Annotated in this window: 19 protein-coding genes; 11 read left to right on the top strand and 8 right to left on the bottom strand. The window is 76.6% G+C overall.

Annotation, left to right across the window (positions count from 1 at the left end):
* The first annotated feature begins 103 nt into the window (after positions 1 to 103).
* Both ACI79B_RS09145 and ACI79B_RS09140 read left to right on the top strand, forming a co-directional pair.
* Complete coding sequence (locus ACI79B_RS09145) at positions 104 to 655, top strand: TIGR03086 family metal-binding protein (protein ID WP_456928688.1); 552 nt, start codon at positions 104 to 106, stop codon at positions 653 to 655.
* A 78-nt stretch (positions 656 to 733) separates the two neighbouring features.
* Entirely contained in the window at positions 734 to 1,378 is a 645-nt protein-coding gene (locus tag ACI79B_RS09140; protein WP_456928689.1) for a dihydrofolate reductase family protein, read from the top strand.
* 6 nt (positions 1,379 to 1,384) lie between these two features.
* On the opposite strand, the gene ACI79B_RS09135 is transcribed toward ACI79B_RS09140, so the two are convergent.
* Positions 1,385 to 4,090, bottom strand: a complete 2,706-nt coding sequence (locus ACI79B_RS09135) for a bifunctional acetate--CoA ligase family protein/GNAT family N-acetyltransferase (protein WP_456928690.1) — start codon at positions 4,088 to 4,090, stop codon at positions 1,385 to 1,387.
* Complete coding sequence (locus ACI79B_RS09130) at positions 4,083 to 5,264, bottom strand: acetoin utilization protein AcuC (protein ID WP_456928691.1); 1,182 nt, start codon at positions 5,262 to 5,264, stop codon at positions 4,083 to 4,085. Before ACI79B_RS09130 ends, ACI79B_RS09135 begins: the two co-directional genes overlap by 8 nt.
* A gap of 209 nt (positions 5,265 to 5,473) precedes the next feature.
* Between ACI79B_RS09130 and ACI79B_RS09125 the strand changes: the two genes are divergently transcribed.
* Positions 5,474 to 6,181, top strand: coding sequence for a metal-dependent transcriptional regulator (locus tag ACI79B_RS09125; RefSeq protein ID WP_456928692.1), 708 nt, complete (start codon positions 5,474 to 5,476; stop codon positions 6,179 to 6,181).
* A gap of 110 nt (positions 6,182 to 6,291) precedes the next feature.
* Positions 6,292 to 8,373 (top strand): S9 family peptidase, encoded by a 2,082-nt coding sequence (locus ACI79B_RS09120; RefSeq protein ID WP_456928693.1) that lies wholly within the window; start codon positions 6,292 to 6,294, stop codon positions 8,371 to 8,373.
* 6 nt (positions 8,374 to 8,379) lie between these two features.
* Here the strand turns inward: ACI79B_RS09120 and ACI79B_RS09115 are convergent, their stop codons facing one another.
* Both ACI79B_RS09115 and ACI79B_RS09110 read right to left on the bottom strand, forming a co-directional pair.
* A complete protein-coding gene (locus ACI79B_RS09115) occupies positions 8,380 to 9,462 on the bottom strand; it encodes a DUF4192 domain-containing protein (protein ID WP_456928694.1) in 1,083 nt (360 codons plus the stop codon).
* A gap of 103 nt (positions 9,463 to 9,565) precedes the next feature.
* On the bottom strand, positions 9,566 to 9,859 hold the full coding sequence (locus ACI79B_RS09110) for a Dabb family protein (protein WP_456928695.1): 294 nt from the start codon (positions 9,857 to 9,859) through the stop codon (positions 9,566 to 9,568).
* A 62-nt stretch (positions 9,860 to 9,921) separates the two neighbouring features.
* Between ACI79B_RS09110 and ACI79B_RS09105 the strand changes: the two genes are divergently transcribed.
* The 6 genes from ACI79B_RS09105 (at position 9,922) to yczE (ending at position 15,608) form a co-directional block, all read left to right on the top strand.
* Positions 9,922 to 11,175 carry a glycosyltransferase family 4 protein gene (locus ACI79B_RS09105; protein WP_456928696.1) on the top strand — a complete coding sequence of 418 codons (1,254 nt, stop codon included), beginning with the start codon at positions 9,922 to 9,924 and terminating at the stop codon, positions 11,173 to 11,175.
* Positions 11,169 to 11,930: a class I SAM-dependent methyltransferase gene (locus ACI79B_RS09100; RefSeq protein WP_456928697.1), complete on the top strand. Its 762-nt coding sequence runs from the start codon at positions 11,169 to 11,171 to the stop codon at positions 11,928 to 11,930. The genes ACI79B_RS09105 and ACI79B_RS09100 overlap by 7 nt, the downstream gene beginning before the upstream one ends.
* A 37-nt stretch (positions 11,931 to 11,967) precedes the next feature.
* Positions 11,968 to 13,002 (top strand): prenyltransferase, encoded by a 1,035-nt coding sequence (locus ACI79B_RS09095; RefSeq protein ID WP_456928698.1) that lies wholly within the window; start codon positions 11,968 to 11,970, stop codon positions 13,000 to 13,002.
* Between the two features lie 65 nt (positions 13,003 to 13,067).
* Entirely contained in the window at positions 13,068 to 13,883 is an 816-nt protein-coding gene (locus tag ACI79B_RS09090; RefSeq protein ID WP_456928699.1) for a glycosyltransferase, read from the top strand.
* Positions 13,880 to 14,809: a glycosyltransferase family 2 protein gene (locus ACI79B_RS09085; RefSeq protein ID WP_456928700.1), complete on the top strand. Its 930-nt coding sequence runs from the start codon at positions 13,880 to 13,882 to the stop codon at positions 14,807 to 14,809. The genes ACI79B_RS09090 and ACI79B_RS09085 overlap by 4 nt, the downstream gene beginning before the upstream one ends.
* A 193-nt stretch (positions 14,810 to 15,002) precedes the next feature.
* Positions 15,003 to 15,608: a membrane protein YczE gene (gene yczE, locus ACI79B_RS09080; RefSeq protein ID WP_456928701.1), complete on the top strand. Its 606-nt coding sequence runs from the start codon at positions 15,003 to 15,005 to the stop codon at positions 15,606 to 15,608.
* Here the strand turns inward: yczE and ACI79B_RS09075 are convergent.
* The 4 genes from ACI79B_RS09075 to ACI79B_RS09060 all read right to left on the bottom strand — a co-directional run bounded on the left by ACI79B_RS09075 (position 15,592) and on the right by ACI79B_RS09060 (position 18,324).
* Positions 15,592 to 15,921: a TraR/DksA family transcriptional regulator gene (locus ACI79B_RS09075; protein WP_456928702.1), complete on the bottom strand. Its 330-nt coding sequence runs from the start codon at positions 15,919 to 15,921 to the stop codon at positions 15,592 to 15,594. The two genes, yczE and ACI79B_RS09075, sit on opposite strands and share 17 nt — an antisense overlap.
* Entirely contained in the window at positions 15,911 to 16,528 is a 618-nt protein-coding gene (locus ACI79B_RS09070) for a class I SAM-dependent methyltransferase (RefSeq protein ID WP_456928703.1), read from the bottom strand. The genes ACI79B_RS09075 and ACI79B_RS09070 overlap by 11 nt, the downstream gene beginning before the upstream one ends.
* Complete coding sequence (locus tag ACI79B_RS09065; protein ID WP_456928704.1) at positions 16,525 to 17,793, bottom strand: YibE/F family protein; 1,269 nt, start codon at positions 17,791 to 17,793, stop codon at positions 16,525 to 16,527. Before ACI79B_RS09065 ends, ACI79B_RS09070 begins: the two co-directional genes overlap by 4 nt.
* 63 nt (positions 17,794 to 17,856) lie before the next feature.
* Positions 17,857 to 18,324, bottom strand: a complete 468-nt coding sequence (locus ACI79B_RS09060) for an STAS domain-containing protein (RefSeq protein WP_456928705.1) — start codon at positions 18,322 to 18,324, stop codon at positions 17,857 to 17,859.
* A 164-nt stretch (positions 18,325 to 18,488) separates the two neighbouring features.
* Here ACI79B_RS09060 and ACI79B_RS09055 point away from each other — a divergent pair, with 164 nt between their 5' ends.
* Positions 18,489 to 18,989, top strand: coding sequence for an Hsp20/alpha crystallin family protein (locus ACI79B_RS09055; RefSeq protein ID WP_456928706.1), 501 nt, complete (start codon positions 18,489 to 18,491; stop codon positions 18,987 to 18,989).
* Positions 18,990 to 19,056: the final 67 nt, after the last annotated feature.

Here is a 19,056-nt window from a genome sequence, read left to right as displayed (position 1 = left end):
CACCCGAGAGCCGGCTCCCCTCGCGGGGGGCCGGCTCTCGGCGTTGACAGGGGCCGCACCCCGGGCCAGGCTCGTGCTCAACCGATCGGTTGAGGAGGCGGCCATGGCGGACACGGCGGAGCGGTGGGCGAGGCTCGCGGACGACCTCGGCCGCAGGGTCGACGGCGTCCCGCCCGGCCGCTGGGACGACCCGGCGCCGTGCGAGGGCTGGGTGGCCCGCGACGTCGTCCGGCACCTGGTGGACTGGATGCCGGCGCTCTACTTCCCCGCCGTCGACCGGCCGGTGCCCGTACACCCCTCGGTCGACGACGACCCCGCGGGGGCCTGGCGGGCCACCGACGCCGCGATCCGGGCCCTGCTCGCCGACCCGGACCTCGCCCGCCGGCCGACCAGCACCCGCGCCGGGGACATGCCGCTCGAGGACCTCGTCGCCATGACCGGCCTCATGGACCTGCTCGTGCACGCCTGGGACCTCGCCCGCGCCACCGGACAGGACGAGACGATGGACCAGGAGGAGGCGTCGGCGTTCCTCGCGGGCATCGAGCCGTGGGACGCCGCCCTGCGCGGCAGCGGGCACTACGGTCCGCGCGTCCCGGTCCCCGACGACGCCGACGACCAGACCAGGCTGCTCGCCTTCACCGGCCGCCGTCCCTGAGCCGGTCGTGTCGACGCCGGTGCCGATGAGTTCCGGCGCCGCCGGCGGTCACCCCCTCGTCGACACCGAGGAGGAGCCGTGGGTCAGCTGTTGAGGGTGCAGGACTTCACCGTCTCGAGCGACGGGTACGGCGCCGGCGAGGGCCAGAGCCTGGAGCGGCCGTTCGGGCACGCCGACCCCCGGGAGCTCCTGGCCTGGGCCCTCGCCACCGCGAGCTTCCCCGGCCGCACCGAGCCGGGCGGCAGCCGCGGCCTGGACGACTACTTCACCCGCGACTTCGCGCACGGCATCGGCGCCGAGATCATGGGCCGCAACAAGTTCTCGCCCCACCGCGGTCCCTGGGAGGACCTCGAGTGGCAGGGCTGGTGGGGCGACGAGCCGCCGTTCCACACGCCCGTGTTCGTGATGACCCACCACGTGCGGCCCTCCTTCACGCTGGCGGACACCACGTTCCACTTCGTCGACGCCGACCCGGCCACGGTGCTGGAGGAGGCGCGCGCGGCGGCCGGCGGCGCCGACGTCCGGCTCGGGGGCGGCGCGAGCGTGATCCGGCAGTTCCTCGACGCCGGCCTCGTCGACACGCTGCACGTCGCCGTCGTGCCGGTCGAGCTGGGCGGCGGCTCCCGGCTGTGGACGTCGCCCGACGAGCTGCTCGACCGCTTCCACCGGGACGTCGTCCCCAGCTCCAGCGGGGTCACGCACCACCTGTTCTGGCGCCGCTGACCCCGCTCAGTCGCGCATGCGGCGGGGGCCGGGCTCGACGCGGGCGGTCGGCGGGCCGACCCGCACGGTGCCGCCGGCGACGACCAGCGAGCGGCCGCCGTGCCAGGGGTCGGCCGGGCCGACGATCACCGGCGACAGCGTCAGGCCGAGCACCTCGGGCAGGTCCTCGGCGAGCCGGGCCACCCGCAGCAGCAGGTCCTCCAGCGCCGCGACGTCGACCGGCTCGGCCCCGCGCCAGCCGTCGAGCAGCGGCCACGCGCGGGGCGCGCGGACCAGCTCGGCGGCGTCGAGGTCGGTGAGCGGCAGCGTGCGGTAGGCGCGGTCGCCGAGCAGCTCGGTGGCCACTCCCCCGAGGCCGAAGCTGACCAGGGCGCCGAACGACGGGTCGTCGACGACCTCGATGACGGTGGCCACGCCGGGCGCGGCCATCTCCTGGACGATCACCGGGTCGCCGGCCGGGATGGCCTCGAAGGCGGCGCGGACGGCGCCGGCGTCGGGCAGGTCCAGCCGCACGCCGCCGAGGTCGGTGCGGTGCCGCAGCCACGGCGCCGTCGACTTGAGCACCACCGGGTAGCCGATCGCGTCGGCCGCGAGGACGGCCTCGTCCGCGCTGGTCGCGGTCCGCGTGCCGAGCAGCGGCACCCCGTAGGCGCCCAGCAGCGCGATGACCTCGTCGTCGGTGAGCGGCCGCCCACCGGGCGCCCCGGCCATCGCGCCGAGCACCACCGACCGGGCGCGGGCGGCGTCGACGCCGGGCAGCTCGGGCACGGTGCCCACCGGCCGGCGGCGCCAGCGGGCGTACTCGGCGACCCGCGCCAGCGCGATGACCGCCCGCTCCGGCGTCGCGTACGACGGGACCGAGCCGCGGGCCGGCATCCCCTCCTCGTCGGGCACGGTGAGCTCCGGCGGGATGCCCTCCGCGGACAGGAACGTCGCGAGCACCGGCTTGTCCGAGGCCTGCGACACCTCGCGCAGCGCCCGGCCGTACGCGTCGGGCGAGGTGCGCACCAGCGGCGGGAGGAACACCGCGACGACGGCGTCCACCCCGTCGTCGTCGACCGCCTCCTGCAGCGCGGCGCGGAAGGCCTCCGGGGTGCCGGCGGTGCCGATGTCGACCGGCGCCTCGCGGGCCAGGGTCAGGCCCTGGTCGAGGACGGCGTCGGCGACCAGCACGCCCAGCGCCGTGGAGTTCCCCACGACGGCGACCCGGTCGCCCGCCGGCAGCGGCTGGTGGGCCAGCAGCATGCCGACCTCGAACAGCTGGGCGACGGTCTCCACCCGGATGACGCCGGCCGAGGCGAACAGCGCCGCCACCGACTGCTCGGGCACCGCGACCGACGTGCCGGCCAGGCCCGGGGTGAGCCCGCCGTGCCGGCCGCTCTTGACCGCGACCACCGGCTTGGTGCGGGCGACGCTGCGCGCGAGCCGGGCGAACTTGCGGGGGTTGCCGAAGCTCTCCAGGTGCAGCAGCACGACCTCGGTGCCGGGGTCGGTGGCCCAGTACTGCAGCAGGTCGTTGCCGCTGACGTCGGCGCGGTTGCCGGCCGAGACGAAGCTGGACAGGCCGATGTTGCGGCTGCCGGCCCGCTCCAGCAGGGCCACCCCGAGCGCGCCGGACTGGGCGAAGAAGCCCACCCGCCCGCGGCCGGGGACCCGCGGGGCGAGGCTGGCGTCGAGCCGGATCGCCGGGTCGGTGTTGACGATGCCGAGGCAGTTGGGGCCGACCACCCGCATGCCCGAGGCCCGCGCCGCGGCGACCAGCCGCCGCTCGGCCTCCCGGCCCTCGGGCCCGGTCTCGCCGAACCCGCCGGAGATGACCACCAGGCCCCGGACCCGCTTGCGCCGGCAGGCCTCCACCACGTCCGCGACCTCGTCGGCGGGGACGGCGACGACGGCGAGGTCGACGTCGCCCGGGACGTCCTCGATGGAGGCGTAGGCGGGGACGCCGCGCACGTGCCGGGTGCCGGGGTTGACCGGGTAGACCGGCCCGTCGAAGCGGTAGTCGAGCAGGTTGCGCAGGACGAGGTTGCCGATCTTGCCCTCGTCGTTGCTGGCGCCGACCACCGCGACCGACGTCGGGGTGAGCAGCCGCGCGATCGACCGGGACTCGCTGCGCTGCTCGCGCTCGTAGGCCACCGCCAGCGAGGTCTCGGTGGGGGCGATCGGGAAGGTCAGGTGGACGACGCCCTCCTCGTAGGAGCGGCGGGCCTGGTAGCCGGCGTCGAGGAAGACCCGGACCATCCGGCCGTTCTGCGACAGCACCTCGGCGACGAAGGTGGTGATGCCGCGCTCGCGGGCGGCGGCGGCCAGGTGCTCGAGCAGCACCGAACCGAGCCCGCGGCCCTGGTGGGCGTCCTCGATGAGGAAGGCGACCTCGGCCTCGGTGGTGCCCGGGAGGCGGTCGTAGCGGCCGACGCCGATCAACTGGTCGCCGAGGAGGAGGACGAACGCGACGCGGGCGTCGTGGTCGACGTGGGTGAAGCGGTGCAGGTCCCGGTCCGACAGCCGCCTCATCGGCCCGAAGAACCGGTAGTAGCGGGTCTGGTCGGAGCTGCGGTCCATGAGCCCGGTCAGCCCCTCGGCGTCCTCCGGGCAGATGGGGCGCAGGTGCACCGTGCCGCCGTCGGCGGCGATGATGTCGGCCTCCCAGTGCGCGGGCGGCTGCGGCGCCGGCCCGGCGGGGGCCTGCTCGACGGTCTGCTGCTCAGTCACGGGGGTCGTCCGGGTCCAGGCCGAAGTAGGGGAAGGACGCCTTGCGGGTGCGGCTGATGGCCCGGTCGACGCGGGACTCGGTGAACGGGTCCCAGGCCGAGAAGCCGGTGTAGCCGCCCTCGGTCATGTGCGTGGGCGGCCGGGCCCGCAGCCCGCGGGCGACGACGTCGTCGCGCCAGGACTGCGGGATCGCCGTCACCGGGTCCAGCCGCTCCCCCGACGCCTCGGCCAGCAGGTGGGTCCAGGCCCGCGGCACGCAGCGCACCAGCCCGTACCCGCCGCCGCCGAGGGCGACCCAGCGGCCGTCGCAGACCTCGTGCGCGAGCTCGTGCACCGCCCGGTAGCTGGCCCGCTGGCCGTCGACGGTGAGCGCGAGGTCGGCCAGCGGGTCCTCGTGGTGGGCGTCGCAGCCGCACTGGGTGACCAGGACCTGGGGTGAGAACGCGCGCACGACACTGGGGACGACGGCGGTGAAGGCGCGCAGCCAGCCCGAGTCGTCGGTGCCGTTGGGCAGGGCGAGGTTGACCGCGGTGCCCAGCGCCTTCTCGGGGTCGCCGGTCTCCTCGGGGAAGCCGGTGCCGGGGAACAGCGTCAGCGGGGTCTGGTGGACGCTCACGGTGAGCACCCGCGGGTCGTCGTAGAACGCGGCCTGCACGCCGTCGCCGTGGTGCACGTCGAGGTCGACGTAGGCGATCCGCTCGTAGCCCTGGCCGAGCAGCCAGGCGATGGCGATCGCGGCGTCGTTGAACACGCAGAAGCCCGAGGCGCGGTCGCGCATGGCGTGGTGCAGGCCGCCGGAGATGTTGACCGCGTGCTGCGCCCGGCCGGAGTGCACCAGCTCGGCGGCCTGCACGCTGCCGCCGGTGATGAGCGCGGCCGCGTCGTACATGCCCTCGAAGACCGGGTTGTCGGCGGTGCCCAGGCCGAACGCCTCGTCGGGGTGGGTGGGTGCGCGCCGCACCGCCTCCAGGTAGGCGGGGTCGTGCACCAGGGTGAGCAGGTCCTCGCCGGCCGGGGTGGGGCGGACCACCTCCACCCGGCCCGGCGCCAGCACGCCCAGCCCGTCGGCCAGCCGCATGGTGAGGTCCAGCCGCACCGGGTGCAGCGGGTGGTCACCGCCCATCGTGTAGCCGAGCAGGGCGTCGTCCCAGACGACGGCCACCGAGTCGCTCACGAGCCCTCCCTGTCGCCGTCCCCGCCGGGCGCGCCGCCCGGGCCGGTGCCCGCGCGGGTGGTGCCCGGTCCGGACGCTACCGCCGCGCCCTCCGGCCGTCCCCTCCACGGCGCCGTGCGCGTGACCCCGGTCGCCCCGGAACCCCGTTCGCGATCCCCGGAGCGGGGTCCCGCGCACCGTACGATCGGGTCAGACACGGAGGAGTGCCAGTGAACGACCTCATCGACACCACCGAGATGTACCTCCGCACGATCTTCGAGCTGGAGGAGGAGGGCATCGTCCCGCTGCGGGCGCGCATCGCCGAGCGGCTGCACCAGAGCGGCCCGACGGTGTCCCAGACCGTGGCCCGCATGGAGCGCGACGGCCTGCTGACCGTCGAGGGCGACCGCCACCTGCAGCTGTCGGAGACCGGGCGGGCGCTGGCCACCGCGGTCATGCGCAAGCACCGGCTGGCCGAGTGCCTGCTCGTCGACGTCATCGGCCTGGACTACGCCGAGGTCCACGAGGAGGCCTGCCGCTGGGAGCACGTCATGAGCGAGGCGGTGGAGCGCCGCCTGCTGACCCTGCTCGGCAACCCGACGGTCTCGCCCTTCGGCAACCCGATCCCGGGCCTGGACGCGCTCGGCGGGGAGACCTCGGCCGTCCTCGACGCCCTGACGCTGCTGTCGAACACCGCGACCGCCGAGGGCCGGCAGGTGACCATCCGGCGGATCAGCGAGCAGCTCCAGGAGGACGCCGCGCTGCTGCGGCAGCTCGCCGACCAGGGCATCCGCCCCGGCGTCACGATGGTGGCGCAGTCGGTGAACGGCACGATCAGCCTCGACGGGCACCCGCTGCCGCAGGGCGTGGCCCAGCACCTGTTCGTCTCGGCGATGGACGAGGACCTGACCCCGGTCGAGGCCGCGGTCCAGCTCTAGGCGTCCCTCCCCCGGAGCGTCGCAGCGCCCGGTCCCCCGCTCCGGCGGGGGGCCGGGCGCTGCTGGTTACGGTGGGCGGCACCGTCCCGTCGTCCTCGCGAGGAGCCCCGGTGAGCCCGTCCGACGCCGTGCCCGAGACCGCTCCCGACCCCGATCCGGCGCACCCGTTCGTCCGGCTGTCCGACTTCGTCGCGATCCCGCGGGTGACCGGCCTGGCGCTGGCCCGCGACGGCCGGCTGGCGGTCTCGGTGCAGACCCTCGACGCCGACCGGAAGAAGTGGGTCTCGGCGCTGTGGGACGTCGACCCCGAGGGGTACCGCCCGCCGCGCCGGCTGACCCGCAGCGCGCCCGGGGAGGCGGCGCCGGCGTTCGCCCCGGACGGCACGCTGCTGTTCCTCTCGGCCCGCCCGGACCCCGCCGTGGGCAAGGACGGCGGCGACCCCAAGCCGGCGCTGTGGGCGCTGCCGCCCGGCGGCGGGGAGGCCCGGCCGGTGGTGACCCGGCCCGGCGGCGTGGGCGGGTTCGCCGTAGCGGCCGACAGCGGCGAGGTCGTCGTCGTGGCCTCGACCATGCCCGGCGCCGTCGACGCGGACGAGGACGAGCAGCGCCGCAAGGCCCGCGCCGACGCCGGGGTGTCGGCGGTGCTGCACGAGGCCTATCCGGTCCGGTACTGGGACAGCGACCTCGGGCCGGCGGCGCCGCACCTGTTCTGGGCCGGCGCGCTGCCCGCGGAGGACCCCGCCGGCGAGCCGGCCGGGCCGGTGCCGCTGCGCGACCTGACCCCCGACGCCCTCCCGCCGCTCGGCGCCGGGGAGGCGGTGGCCCTCTCTCCCGACGGCCGGCTGCTGGTGCGCGTGGACTCCGTCGCCGACGGCCCGGCCGGCCGGCGGGACCGGCTGGTCCTCGTCGAGACCGCGACCGGCGACGCCCGGGTCCTGGTCGACGACCCGCTGGCCGACGTGTACGCCGCCGCGTTCTCCCCCGACGGCGCCGCGGTGGTCTGCGTGCGCGAGTCGATGACCACCTACGCCGAGCCGCCGGACTACACGCTGCTGCTGGTCGACGTCGCCTCCGGGGACGCCCGCGACCTGACCCCGGACTTCGACCGCTGGCCCAGCGCCCCGCAGTTCAGCGCCGAGGGCGACGCCGTCTACTTCCTCGCCGACGACGACGGCCGGCACGCGCTGTTCCGGGTGGAGGTCGCCGGCGGCGCCCCGGTCCGGCTGACCGGCGACGGTGCCTACAGCGACCTGCGGGTGGCCCGCGACGGGAGCGCCCTGTTCGCGCTGCGCTCGGCCTACGACGAGCCGCCGGCGCCGGTGCGCCTGGACCCGCGCGCCCCCGGCCAGCACCCCGAGCCGCTGCCGGCCCCCGGCGCGCTGGGGCCGCTGCCGGGCACCCTGCACGAGGTGCGCGCCACCGCCGCCGACGGCGCCGAGGTGCAGTCGTGGCTGGTGCTGCCCGAGGGCGCCACCGCGGAGGACCCGGCGCCGCTGCTGCTGTGGATCCACGGCGGGCCGCTGATGAGTTGGAACTCCTGGTCGTGGCGCTGGTGCCCGTGGGTGCTGGCGGCCCGCGGCTACGCCGTCCTGCTGCCCAACCCGGCGCTGTCGCAGGGGTTCGGGCAGGACTTCGTCCGCCGCGGCTGGGGCGAGTGGGGCGGCGCCCCGTACACCGACCTGATGACCGCCGTGGACGCCGCCCTCGAGCGGCCCGAGGTGGACGCGGAGCGGACCGCGGCGATGGGCGGCTCCTTCGGCGGCTACATGGCCAACTGGGTGGCCACCCAGACCGACCGGTTCCGGGCGATCGTCACCCACGCGAGCCTGTGGGACCTCGACTCGTTCGTGGGCACCACGGACGCCGCCTACTACTGGGAGCGGGAGTGGGGCGCGCCGCTGGTCGAGCCCAAGCGCTACGAGCAGAACTCCCCGCACCGGTTCGCCGACGCCATCCGCACGCCGGTGCTGGTGATCCACGGCGACAAGGACTACCGCGTGCCGATCGGCGAGGGCCTGCGGCTCTGGTACGACCTGCAGAAGCGCGGCGTCCCGTCGCGGTTCCTGTACTTCCCGGACGAGAACCACTGGGTGCTCACGCCCGGGAACGCGACGGTTTGGTACGAGACGGTGATCGCCTTCCTCGCCGAGCACGTCCTCGGGCAGGGGTGGCAGCGCCCCGAGCTGGTCTGAGCCCGCTCACCCGGCCTCCTCGAGGGTGCTGCTGATCAGCTCGCGGAGTTGGGCGGGTGGCAGGCACTGCGCCAGGCCGTCGGCGAGCAGCCGGGGCAGCCGGGCGCCGGGGTCGGCGGCCAGGGCCCGGTCGAGGGCCACGTTGGCCGTGGCGCCGTCGCCGCGCAGCCAGGCGCTGACCGCGAGCAGCGTGGCCGGCGGTCCGTCGAGCGGCACCGGCGCGCGGCGGGTGCACTCGGTCCACAGCACCTCCGCGGCCGCTGCGTCCTCGCCCAGCGCGAGGCCGAGCGCGCGGTCGCGGACGTCGGGGACGGTGAGCCCCCACAGCACCCGGGCCACCCGGGCGTCGGGGAGCCGGGTGGCCGCGGTGGCCGGTCCGGGCCGGCAGTCGGCCAGGGCCGCGGCGATCGCCGCGCCGGCCTCCGCGGCGACCGCGTCCCGGCCGAGCGCCCGGAGCCGGGCGGCGTGCTCGCGGCCCTCCGCCAGGCAGGCCGCCGCCATGGCGGGCGCCCCCGGGTCGCCGTCGGGCGGGGTGATCCGCGCGGCGAGCGCGGCGCGGTCGGCGGCCAGGACCGCGCCGCCGGCCACCGCCGCGGCGGCCAGCGGGCTGGCCTCGGCGGGCAGCGGCGTCCCGGCGCCGGGCCCGCAGCACGGGTACGGGCAGTCGTAGTCCCACCAGCGGCCCGCCCGGACCAGGAGGGCCTCCCGCACCGGCACGTCCCGGGCGTCGAGGGCGAGCACGAGCTCGTGCACCAGGTCGCGGTGCGGGAGCTCCGGGGCCGGCTCCCCCGGCCCGAACGCCAGGACGGCGGTCGACCGGTCGTCGGGAGCCTCGGACACGACGACCAGTAGCACGGCGACCGGGTCGTCGGTGAGCACCTTCCCGGCCAGCGTGACCGCCAGCGCGCGGGCCGCGGTGGGCGGCGGGAGGTCGGCGCGCACGGTGAGGCCGACGCGGCTGCCGCCCGGCCCGCGCAGGCCGACCAGCACGATCGACTCGGCGGGGTGGAAGCCGAGCAGGTGGGGCAGGGCGGCGGCGACCTCGCCGGTGTCGCCGAGCCGGATGACGGGGATCGGGGATTGGTCCACCCGGCCGACCCTGGGGCCGGCAGACCGCGGACCGGCCGGGCAGCCGTCCTCTGTGGAGGGGGAGCCTCCTGTGGACGGCTCCGGACCGCCGGGAGGACCTGCCTCAGACCTCGTACTGGACGGCGCTGCGGGCGGCCAGGTACGGGCGCACGTGCTCGGCGATCACCGCGAGGTGCACCGGGTCGGTGGCGTAGCGCCGGAAGGCCTCCGCGTCGGGGAAGTCGGCGACCAGGACGGTGTGCGCGTTGCCCTCGACCAGGCCGGCGTCGGGGGCGACCGTGAACGCCAGCGAGCCGGGCACCTGCTCGGGCAGCCGGCGCAGCGCGGCCAGCGTCTCGGCCCGCCGGGCGTCGTCGGCGGCGTCGGACCAGGTGAAGTGCACGACGTGTCGGATCACGCCGGTCACCCTGTCAGGCGGGCCCGGAAAGTGGACCGGACGGGGTCGGTAGGGTCCGGCGCATGGGACGACGGCTGCGGATCGCACTGCTGTCGTACCGCAGCAAGCCGCACGGCGGCGGCCAGGGCGTCTACGTCCGGGCCCTCTCGCGCGAGCTGACCGTCCTCGGCCACGACGTCGAGGTCCTCTCCGGCCAGCCCTACCCCGAGCTCGACGACGGCGTCCCGCTCACCCGCGTGCCGAGCCTGGACCTCTACCGCGAGCCCGACCCGTTCCGGACGCCGCGGCCCTCGGAGTTCCGCGACTGGATCGACGTCGCCGAGTGGGCCGCGATGTGCACCGCCGCGTTCCCGGAGCCGCTGACCTTCACGCTGCGCGCGGCCCGGATGCTGCTCCCCCGCGCGCACCAGTTCGACGTCGTGCACGACAACCAGAGCCTGGGCTACGGGCTGCTGCGGCTGGTCCGCGCAGGCGTGCCGACCGTGGCGACCGTGCACCACCCGATCGCCATCGACCGGCAGCTGGAGCTCGCCGCCGCTCCCTCGCTGCGCCGCCGGCTGACCCTGCGCCGCTGGTACGCCTTCACCGCGATGCAGGCCCGCGTGGCGCCCCGGCTGGACGCGGTCACCACCGTCTCGGAGAACTCACGGCGCGACATCGAGACCCACCTCGGCGTTCCGGCCGCCGGCGTCGAGGTCATCCCGGTCGGCATCGACCCCGAGGTCTTCACCCCGCCGCCGGCCGGCCGGCCGCGCGAGGCCGACTCGATCGTCGTCACCACCAGTGCCGACGTCCCGCTCAAGGGCCTGGTGCACCTGCTGGAGGCGGTGGCCAAGCTGCGCACCGAGCGGCCGGTGCGGCTGACCGTCGTCGGCACCGCGCGGCCCGGCGGTCCGGCCGAGTCGGCGCTGGACCGCCTCGGCCTGCGCGACGCCGTCCGCTTCACCGGGCCGCTGCCCGAGGCCGATCTGGTGCGCCTGCTGCAGACGGCGACCGTCGCCGCCATCCCCTCCCTCTACGAGGGCTTCTCGCTGCCCGCGGTCGAGGCCATGGCCTGCGGGACGCCGCTGGTCACCACCGACGCCGGCGCGCTGCCGGAGGTGGTCGGCTCTCAGGCCGGCCTGCGGGTGCGGGCCGGGGACGTCGACGAGCTGACGGCGGCGCTGAGGCTGGTGCTGGAGAAGCCGTCGCTGCAGGAGCAGCTGGGCCGCGCCGGGCGCCGCCGGGTGCTGGCCTCCTACACGTGGCGGTCGACCGCGGAGCGGACCGCGGCCTGGTACACCGAGGTGCTGGAACGAAAGGGTCGTCCGTGCTGACCGTCGACTACGACCTGCTCGACCTGCGCCCCGGCATGACCGTGCTGGACCTGGGCTGCGGCGAGGGCCGGCACGCCTTCGAGGCCTACCGTCGCGGCGCGTCCGTGGTCGCGGTCGACTGGGGCGTGTCCGAGGTGGAGACGACCAAGCGGTGGCTCGGCGCGGTCGCCGAGGCCGGGGAGGCGCCGGCGGGCGCGCGGTACGAGGTGGTCCGCGGCGACCTGCGGCACCTGCCGTTCCCCGACGGCAGCGTCGACCGGGTGATCGCCTCCGAGGTGCTCGAGCACATCCCCGACGACGGCACCGCGATGGCCGAGATCGCCCGGGTGCTCAAGCCCGGCGGGCGGGTCGCCGTCACCGTGCCGCGGTACGGCCCCGAGCGGGTGTGCTGGGCGCTGTCGGACGCCTACCACGCCAACGAGGGCGGCCACATCCGCATCTACCGCGGCGACGTGCTCCGCGCCCGGCTGTCGGTGGCGGGCCTGGTGCCCGGGCGCAGCCACCACGCGCACGCGCTGCACGCGCCCTACTGGTGGCTCAAGTGCGCCGTCGGGGTGGACCGGGACGCCGCCGTCGTCCGGGCCTACCACCGCCTGCTGGTGTGGGACCTGACGAAGCGGCCGTGGGTGACCCGGCTGGCCGAGAAGGTGCTCGACCCGCTGATCGGCAAGAGCCTCGTGGTCTACGCGGACAAGCCGGGGGTGCCGGCGGCGGGGAGCCGCCCGGAGCGGGAGCAGACCGCTGCCGTCCGCTGAGCTGCCCGAGCTGCCCGGCGTCCTCGACGGGGGCGCCGTGCGGCGCACCGTGGCCGCCATCGCCGCCGAGCAGGGGCGCGACGGGTCGCTGCCGTGGTTCCGCGGCGGGCAGCTGGACCCGTGGGACTCGGTCGAGGCGGCGATGGCCCTCGACGTCGGCGGGGAGCACGCGCGGGCGGCGGCCGCCTACCGCTGGCTGGCCGCCCGGCAGCGCGCGGACGGCTCCTGGGCCGCGGAGTACCGCGACGGCGCCGAGACCCAGCCCGCCGTCGAGAGCAACCACGCCGGCTACCTCGCCGTCGGCGCGTGGCACACGTGGCTGGCCAGCGGCGACGAGCGGCTGGTCCGGGAGCTGTGGCCGACGGTGCGCCGCGGCCTGGACCTCGTCGTCGACATGCAGCTGGCCTCCGGCGCGATCGGCTGGGCGCTGCGACCCGACGGCACGCCGGACGACGTCGCGCTGCTCACCGGCAACGCCAGCCTGTTCCAGGCGCTGCGCTGCGGCATCGCGCTGGCGGGGCTGGCCGGGCAGTCGCAGCCGGACTGGGAGCTGGCGGTCACCGGCCTCGGCACCGCGCTGCGCACCGACCCCGCCGCCTTCGCCGACCGCTCCCGGTGGTCGATGGACTGGTACTACCCGGTGCTGGCCGGCGCGGTCACCGGCGGGCCCGCCCGCGCCCGGCTGGCCGCCGACTGGGACCGCTTCGTCGTCCCGGGCCTGGGCGCCCGCTGCGTGGCCGACCGCCCGTGGGTGACCGGCGCGGAGACCTGCGAGCTGGCGCTGGCGCTCGTCGTCGCCGGGCAGCCCGAGGCGGCGCTGGAGCAGGTGGCGGCGATGCAGCACCTGCGGCACGACGACGGCTCGTACTGGACCGGGTTCGTCTACCCCGACGACGCCCGCTGGCCGGTCGAGCGGACGACGTGGACCGCGGCGGCGGTGGTGCTCGCCGCGGACGCGCTGGCCGGCGCCACGCCCGCCTGCGGGCTGTTCGCCGACCCCGCGGCGCTGCCCGCGCCGGGCACCGAGGACGCCGGTTCGGCAGCGCCGCTGCCGGGCAGTGCCTCTGCGTGACGCGCACGTCGGCACGGCCCCGTACCCCCCGCACCCCCACCCCCGACGGCGTCAGCGTCGTCGTGATGAGCCGCGACCGGCGCGCGGACCTGCTGGCCACCCTGCCCCGCCACGAGGCGCCGGTCGTGCTCGTGGACAACGGCTCCACCGACGGCACCGTCGACGCCGTCCGCGCCGCGCTGCCGCAGGTGACCGTGCTGCCGCTGGCGGAGAACGCGGGGGCGCACGCCCGCACGATCGGCGCCGGGCACGCGGGCAGCGAGTTCGTGGCCTTCGCCGACGACGACTCGTGGTGGGCGCCCGGCGACCTGGCCCGCGCCGCGGAGGTCATGCGCGCGCACCCGCGGCTGGCGGTGCTCAACGCCCGGGTCCTCGTCGGCCCGGAGGAGCGGCTGGACCCGCTGTGCCCGGAGCTGGCCGCGAGCCCCCTCGGCACCCCGGCGCACCTGCCCGGGCCGCGGCTGCTCGGCTTCATCGCGTGCGCGGCGATGGTGCGCACCGAGGCGTTCCTGTCCGTCGGCGGCTTCGACCCGGTGGTGCGCTTCCCCGGCGAGGAGGAGCGGCTGTCGCTGGACCTCGCCGCCGCCGGCTGGGACATCGCCTACGTGGACTCGCTGACCGTGCACCACCACCCCTCGGTCCGCCGGTCCGACCCGGACGGGCGGCGCGCGGCGATCTGGCGCTCGAAGGCGCTCACCGCGGTGATGCGGCTGCCGCTGCGCGACGTCGTCCGCACCGTCGGCACGGCGCTGCGGACCGGGGCACCGGAACGGCGGGGTCTGGTGCGGGCGCTGCCGGACCTGCCCGCCGCGCTGCGCCGCCGCCGCCGGCTGCCCGCGCACGTCCTGGCCGACCTCCGCCTGCTGGGGAGCGCCGCGTGACGGCGACCGCCGCACCCCCGCAGGAGGTCGGGACCGATGCGCGGGTCGCCGTCGTCGTGATCACCCACCAGCGCCGCGACGAGGTGCTCGGGGCGCTGTCCCGGCTGCTGGCGCTGCCCGAGCGGCCGCACGTGGTGGTCGTCGACAACGGCTCCACCGACGGCACCGCCGCGGCCGTGCGCGAGCGGTTCCCGGCCGTCGAGCTCGTCGCCAGCCCGGAGAACCTGGGCGCGACCGGCCGCAACGTCGGCGTCGGCCGGGTGGGCACGCCCTACGTGGCCTTCTGCGACGACGACACGTGGTGGGAGCCGGGCTCGCTGCGGCGGGCGGCCGACGTCCTCGACGCGCACCCGCGGCTGGCCGTGGTGACCGCGCGGATCCTGGTCGAGCCCGGCGGCCGGGAGGACCCGATCGTGCCGGAGCTGCGCGACTCCCCCGTCCGCGGCGCCGGCTGGCTGCCCGGCCCGGCGCTCGGCTCCTTCCTCGCCGGCGCGAGCGTCCTCCGCCGGGAGGCGTTCCTCGAGGTCGGCGGCTTCTGCGAGCGGCTGTGGCTGGGCGGGGAGGAGGAGCTCATGGCCGGCGACCTCGCCACCGCCGGCTGGGAGCTGTGCTACCTGCCCGCGCTGACCGTGCACCACCAGGCGTCGAAGGCCCGCGACGGGCACCGCCGCCGGCGCGACGGCATCCGCAACACCCTCTGGACGACGTGGCTGCGGCGCCCGCTGCGCCCCGCGCTGCGCCGCACCGTGCACCTGCTGGCCACGCTGCCGCGGGACCGGGTGACCGCGCAGGGGCTGTGGGCCGCCGTCCGCGGGATCCCGTGGCTGGTGCGCGAGCGGCGGGTGCTGCCCCCGCACGCCGAGGCCCGGTTCGCCGCGCTCGACGCCGCCCAGCGCCGCTCCACCGCCCGCCGCTACGTGAGCTGAGGCCGCGCCTGCGCCGGTTGTCGACCTGCGGTCGTCTCGGGCGGTGCGAGACGACCGCAGGTCGACAACGGGCGGTCCGCCCCGTGTGACCTCCATGCGACGCCGGAGCAGGCCAATCCGGCCGATTGGCCCGTAGGAGGCGGGCCGGCCGCGCAGCAGAGTGGCGGTCGTGTTGCAGCACCGTCCGGTTCCCGTGTCCGCCCGCCTCCCGCGCCGCCTCGTCCAGCTCTACGCCGGCCTCGCGCTCTACGGGGCGTCGATGGCCCTGCTGGTGCGGTCCTCGCTCGGGGTCACGCCGTGGGACGTGCTGCACCAGGGGCTCGCGCAGCGGCTGGGCTGGTCGCTCGGGCTGGTCACCGTGGTGGTGGGCGCGCTGGTGCTGCTCGCCTGGATCCCGCTGCGGGAGCGGCTGGGGATCGGCACGGTGAGCAACGTGGTCGTCATCGGGGTCGCCGTCGACGGCACGCTCGCCGTCCTGCCCGCGCCGTCGCACCTGGCGGTGCAGGCGGCGTTCGCGGTGTCGGGCATCGTCCTCAACGCCGTGGCCACGGCCGCCTACGTCGGGGTGCACCTCGGGCCCGGCCCGCGGGACGGGCTGATGACCGGGCTGGTGCGGCGCACCGGCGGGTCGGTGCGGCTGGTGCGGACCACGATCGAGGTCGCCGTCGTCGCGACGGGGTGGCTGCTCGGCGGCACCCTCGGGGTCGCGACCGTCGCCTACGCCCTGGCCATCGGCCCGCTCACCCAGGCGCTGCTGCCCCGCCTGTCGGTGCGCCCGGGGGTCAGCGCGCGCAGCTGATGCAGGTGCGCGCCGTCGGCCGGGCGGCCAGCCGCTCGGGCGCGATCGCGCCGCCGCAGGTCTCGCAGCGGCCGTAGGTGCCGGCCTCGACGGCGGTGACGGCGGCGTCGACGTCGGCCAGCCGGCGGCGCGCCTGCTCCAGCAGCGCCGCCACCTGCTGCCGCTCGAAGGCGATCGTCGCGCCCTCCGGGTCGTGCTCGTCGTCGGCGTTGGACGCCTGCGACGCGGCGACGATCTCGTCGAACTGGCGGGTCAGCGCCTCGATCTGCGCCTGGGCGGCCGCCCGCTCGGCCCCCAGCGCGTCAGCGGACACGGCGCAGCAGCCGCAGCGAGCCGGTGCCCGGCAGCTCCTCGAAGTCCCCGGAGGCCAGCACCCGCCGGTAGACGCCGAACGGGGCCTGGCCGCCGTCGGCGGGGTCGGGGAAGACGTCGTGGATGGCCAGCGTGCCGCCGACGGCGAGCTTGCCCACCCAGGCGTCCTGGTCGCGGCGCGCCGACTCCTCGGTGTGGCTGCCGTCGAGGAACAGCAGCGCCGGCGGGGCCGTCCACAGCGGCGCGAGCACCTCCGACCGCGCGACGACGGCGACGACGACGTCCTCGGCGCCGGCGTCGGCGATCGTGCGGCGGAACCGCGGCAGGGTGTCGATGCGCCCGACGGCGGGGTCGACCAGCGACGGGTCGTGGTACTCCCAGCCGGGCTGGTGCTCCTCGGAGCCGCGGTGGTGGTCGACGGTGACCACCTGCCGGCCGGTCTCCCGCGCGGCGGCGGCGAGGTAGAGCGCCGACTTGCCCATCCACGAGCCGATCTCCAGCAGTGGCCCGGGCACCGCCACCGTGCGGGCGGCCTCGTAGAGGGCGCGGCCCTCGTCGGCGGGCATGAACCCGGGCGCGGCCTCGGCGGCCGCCAGCAGATCACTCATCGGGCAAACCTCGCACGCAGCCCCGACAGACGTCGCTCGGGGGCCGCGCCGGCCGCCGTCCCGGCCGCGGTGGCGAAGAACGCGCCGACCGCCGTCGTCACCGGGACCGCCAGCACCAGCGCGATCGCGCCGACCAGCGTGCGGATGACCTCCTCGGCCACCGCGGCGCTGGTGAGCGTGACGCCGGCGGGCTGCGTGTAGACCTCGAACAGCAGCAGCAGCGGCAGCGCGGCCCCCGCGTAGGCGAAGACGATCGTGTAGACGGTCGAGGCGATGTGGTCGCGGCCGACGGCCATGCCGCGGCGGTACAGCTGCCGCCACCCCATGGCCGGGTCCACCTCGTTGAGCTGCCAGATCGCCGAGGCCTGGGTGATCGTGACGTCGTTGAGCACGCCGAGGCCGGCGACGACGACCCCGGCGATCACCAGGCCGGAGAAGTCCAGCGTCGGGTCGAACGTGAGCAGCTGGATGGTCTCCTCGCTGGTGAGCCCGGTCAGCCGCGCGACGCCGACGGCCACCGAGCCCAACACGGTCACCAGCGCCAGGCCGAACAGCGTGCCCACGAGCGCCGTCGTCGTCCGGGCGGAGAAGCCGTGCGCGAGGTACAGGACGACGAACATGATCGCCGACGAGCCGACCAGGCTGACCAGCGTCGGCGAGGACCCCTCGAGCAGCGCGGGCAGCACGAACTGCAGCAGCACGAAGAACGCGAAGGCCAGGCCGACCAGCGCGGCGAGCCCGCGCAGCCGCGCGACCGCCCCGACGACGAGGGCGAACGCCACCGCGAGGACGACGATCGGCGTGGTCCGCTCGAAGTCGGCGAACTGGTAGTTCGGGCCGCCCTCGGCGCCGGGGTCGCGGGTGAGCACGAGGGTGTCGCCCTCGCCCACCCCGTTGGCGACCACCTCCGCCGACAGGTCGACCTGCTGGTAGTCGCCTGTGCCCTCGCCCTCGAGCACCTCGACGACGGCGGTGGCGCACGTGGCCTGCCCGGTGCCGGTCTCCCCACAGGGCAGCGTCTGCAGGGAGACCACCCGCGCGTCGGCGTAGGTGGTCCCGGCCGGCAGGAAGGTGGCCGCGACCTGCTCGGCGCGGGTCGGCTCGCCGCCGGGCCAGAGCACGACCAGGCCGACCACGGTGGCCAGCCCGACCGGCACCAGCAGCAGGAGCATCAGCGTGACCGCGCGCCGTCGCCGGGTCAGCGTCTCCGGGCTCGGCGGGGGCGCGTCGGGGTCGGGCCCGTGGCTGTGGGTGTGGGGCGGCACCCGGCCAGGCTAGGAGCAGCCCCCGGCCCGGGACCGCCCGACACCGCGGTCGCGCGCTGCCGGTCAGGCGCTGCGGCCGTCCGGCCCGTCCGGGCGCCGCGACGGCCCCCCCGACGGCGGTGCGCCGCCGGCGTCGGCCGGCCCGGCGCCCTCGCCGACCACCTCGAAGCGGCGCCACAGGCCGGTCAGCTGCAGCGGCCGGGCGACGGCGGCCGGCGGCTCGACCAGCGCCACGGTGACCGCCCGGGGCTGGGTCATCCGCTGCAGCTGCACGAGGACGGCCATCCCGGCGGAGTTCATGTAGGAGACGCCGCTCAGCTCCAGCTCCACCCGCGAGAGCGTGGGCACCGACAGCAGCTGGTCGGTGACTACGCGGACCAGCGGCCGGCGCGCGGCCTCGGTGAGCTCGCCGGTCACGGTGATGCAGCTGACGTCGCCGTCGAGCCGGGCGTCGACCTCGGGCTCGCCCTCGTGGGGCGCGGCGCCGGGGTCCTCGGCCGCGGGTCCACCGGGTTCTCGGTGCTCGTCCATGCCCGGGGTCTGCCCCCGTTGCCCGCCGTCCATGCGCGGCCGGGAACACCAGCCGACGAGAGACGTTTACACGGGTGCCCGGACGAGGTAATCTCCAGTTGCCACTGGAGGTTCATCCTCGGGCAGCGAACTCCACACCGGATCTCCCAGGAGGTTCACCAGCCATGGTGCTGACCGCGTACGACCCCTTCCCGACCGCGTCCGCCGCCTTCCGCGCCCTGGACCAGCTCACCGGCCGCACCGGCACCGCCCGTGCCCTGTCGGGCATGCCGATGGACGCCTACCGCGTCGGGGACAAGTTCGTCGCCCACTTCGACCTGCCCGGCGTCGACCCGGGCTCGATCGACCTGTCGCTCGAGGGCACGACCCTCACCGTCAGCGCGGAGCGCTCGATCCCGCAGCTGGAGGGCGCGGAGTGGGCCGTCGCCGAGCGCCCCTACGGCGCCTACACCCGGCAGCTGGTCCTCGGCCGCAGCCTCGACACCGACCGGCTGGAGGCCAGCTACCACGACGGCGTGCTCACCGTGAGCATCCCGGTCGCGGAGAAGGCCCGGTCCCGCAAGATCACCGTGACCCGCGCCGACGTGCCGGCCGCGGTCGAGAGCCGGACCATCGAGGGCGAGCAGGGGCCCGCCCAGGGCGAGACCCGGGCCGTCGAGGGCTGATCGGCGTCCCGTCCGCGGGGGCCGGGCCGGTGCGGCCCGGCCCCCGCGCCGCATCCGGGGCCCGCCG

It is taken from the genome of Geodermatophilus sp. SYSU D00879, assembly GCF_054050375.1.
The sequence above is the reverse complement of the archived record's forward strand: the minus strand, read 5'-3'. Positions and strand labels throughout refer to the sequence as shown.

What these genes read in the sequence shown, in the direction of transcription:
- ACI79B_RS09070 (WP_456928703.1), bottom strand. Translation starts at nt 16,528, where the DNA reads ATGAGTGATCTGCTGGCGGCCGCCGAGGCCGCGCCCGGGTTCATGCCC.
- ACI79B_RS09145 (WP_456928688.1), top strand. Translation starts at nt 104, where the DNA reads ATGGCGGACACGGCGGAGCGGTGGGCGAGGCTCGCGGACGACCTCGGC.
- ACI79B_RS09105 (WP_456928696.1), top strand. Translation starts at nt 9,922, where the DNA reads ATGGGACGACGGCTGCGGATCGCACTGCTGTCGTACCGCAGCAAGCCG.
- ACI79B_RS09055 (WP_456928706.1), top strand. Translation starts at nt 18,489, where the DNA reads ATGGTGCTGACCGCGTACGACCCCTTCCCGACCGCGTCCGCCGCCTTC.
- ACI79B_RS09060 (WP_456928705.1), bottom strand. Translation starts at nt 18,324, where the DNA reads ATGGACGAGCACCGAGAACCCGGTGGACCCGCGGCCGAGGACCCCGGC.
- ACI79B_RS09090 (WP_456928699.1), top strand. Translation starts at nt 13,068, where the DNA reads ATGAGCCGCGACCGGCGCGCGGACCTGCTGGCCACCCTGCCCCGCCAC.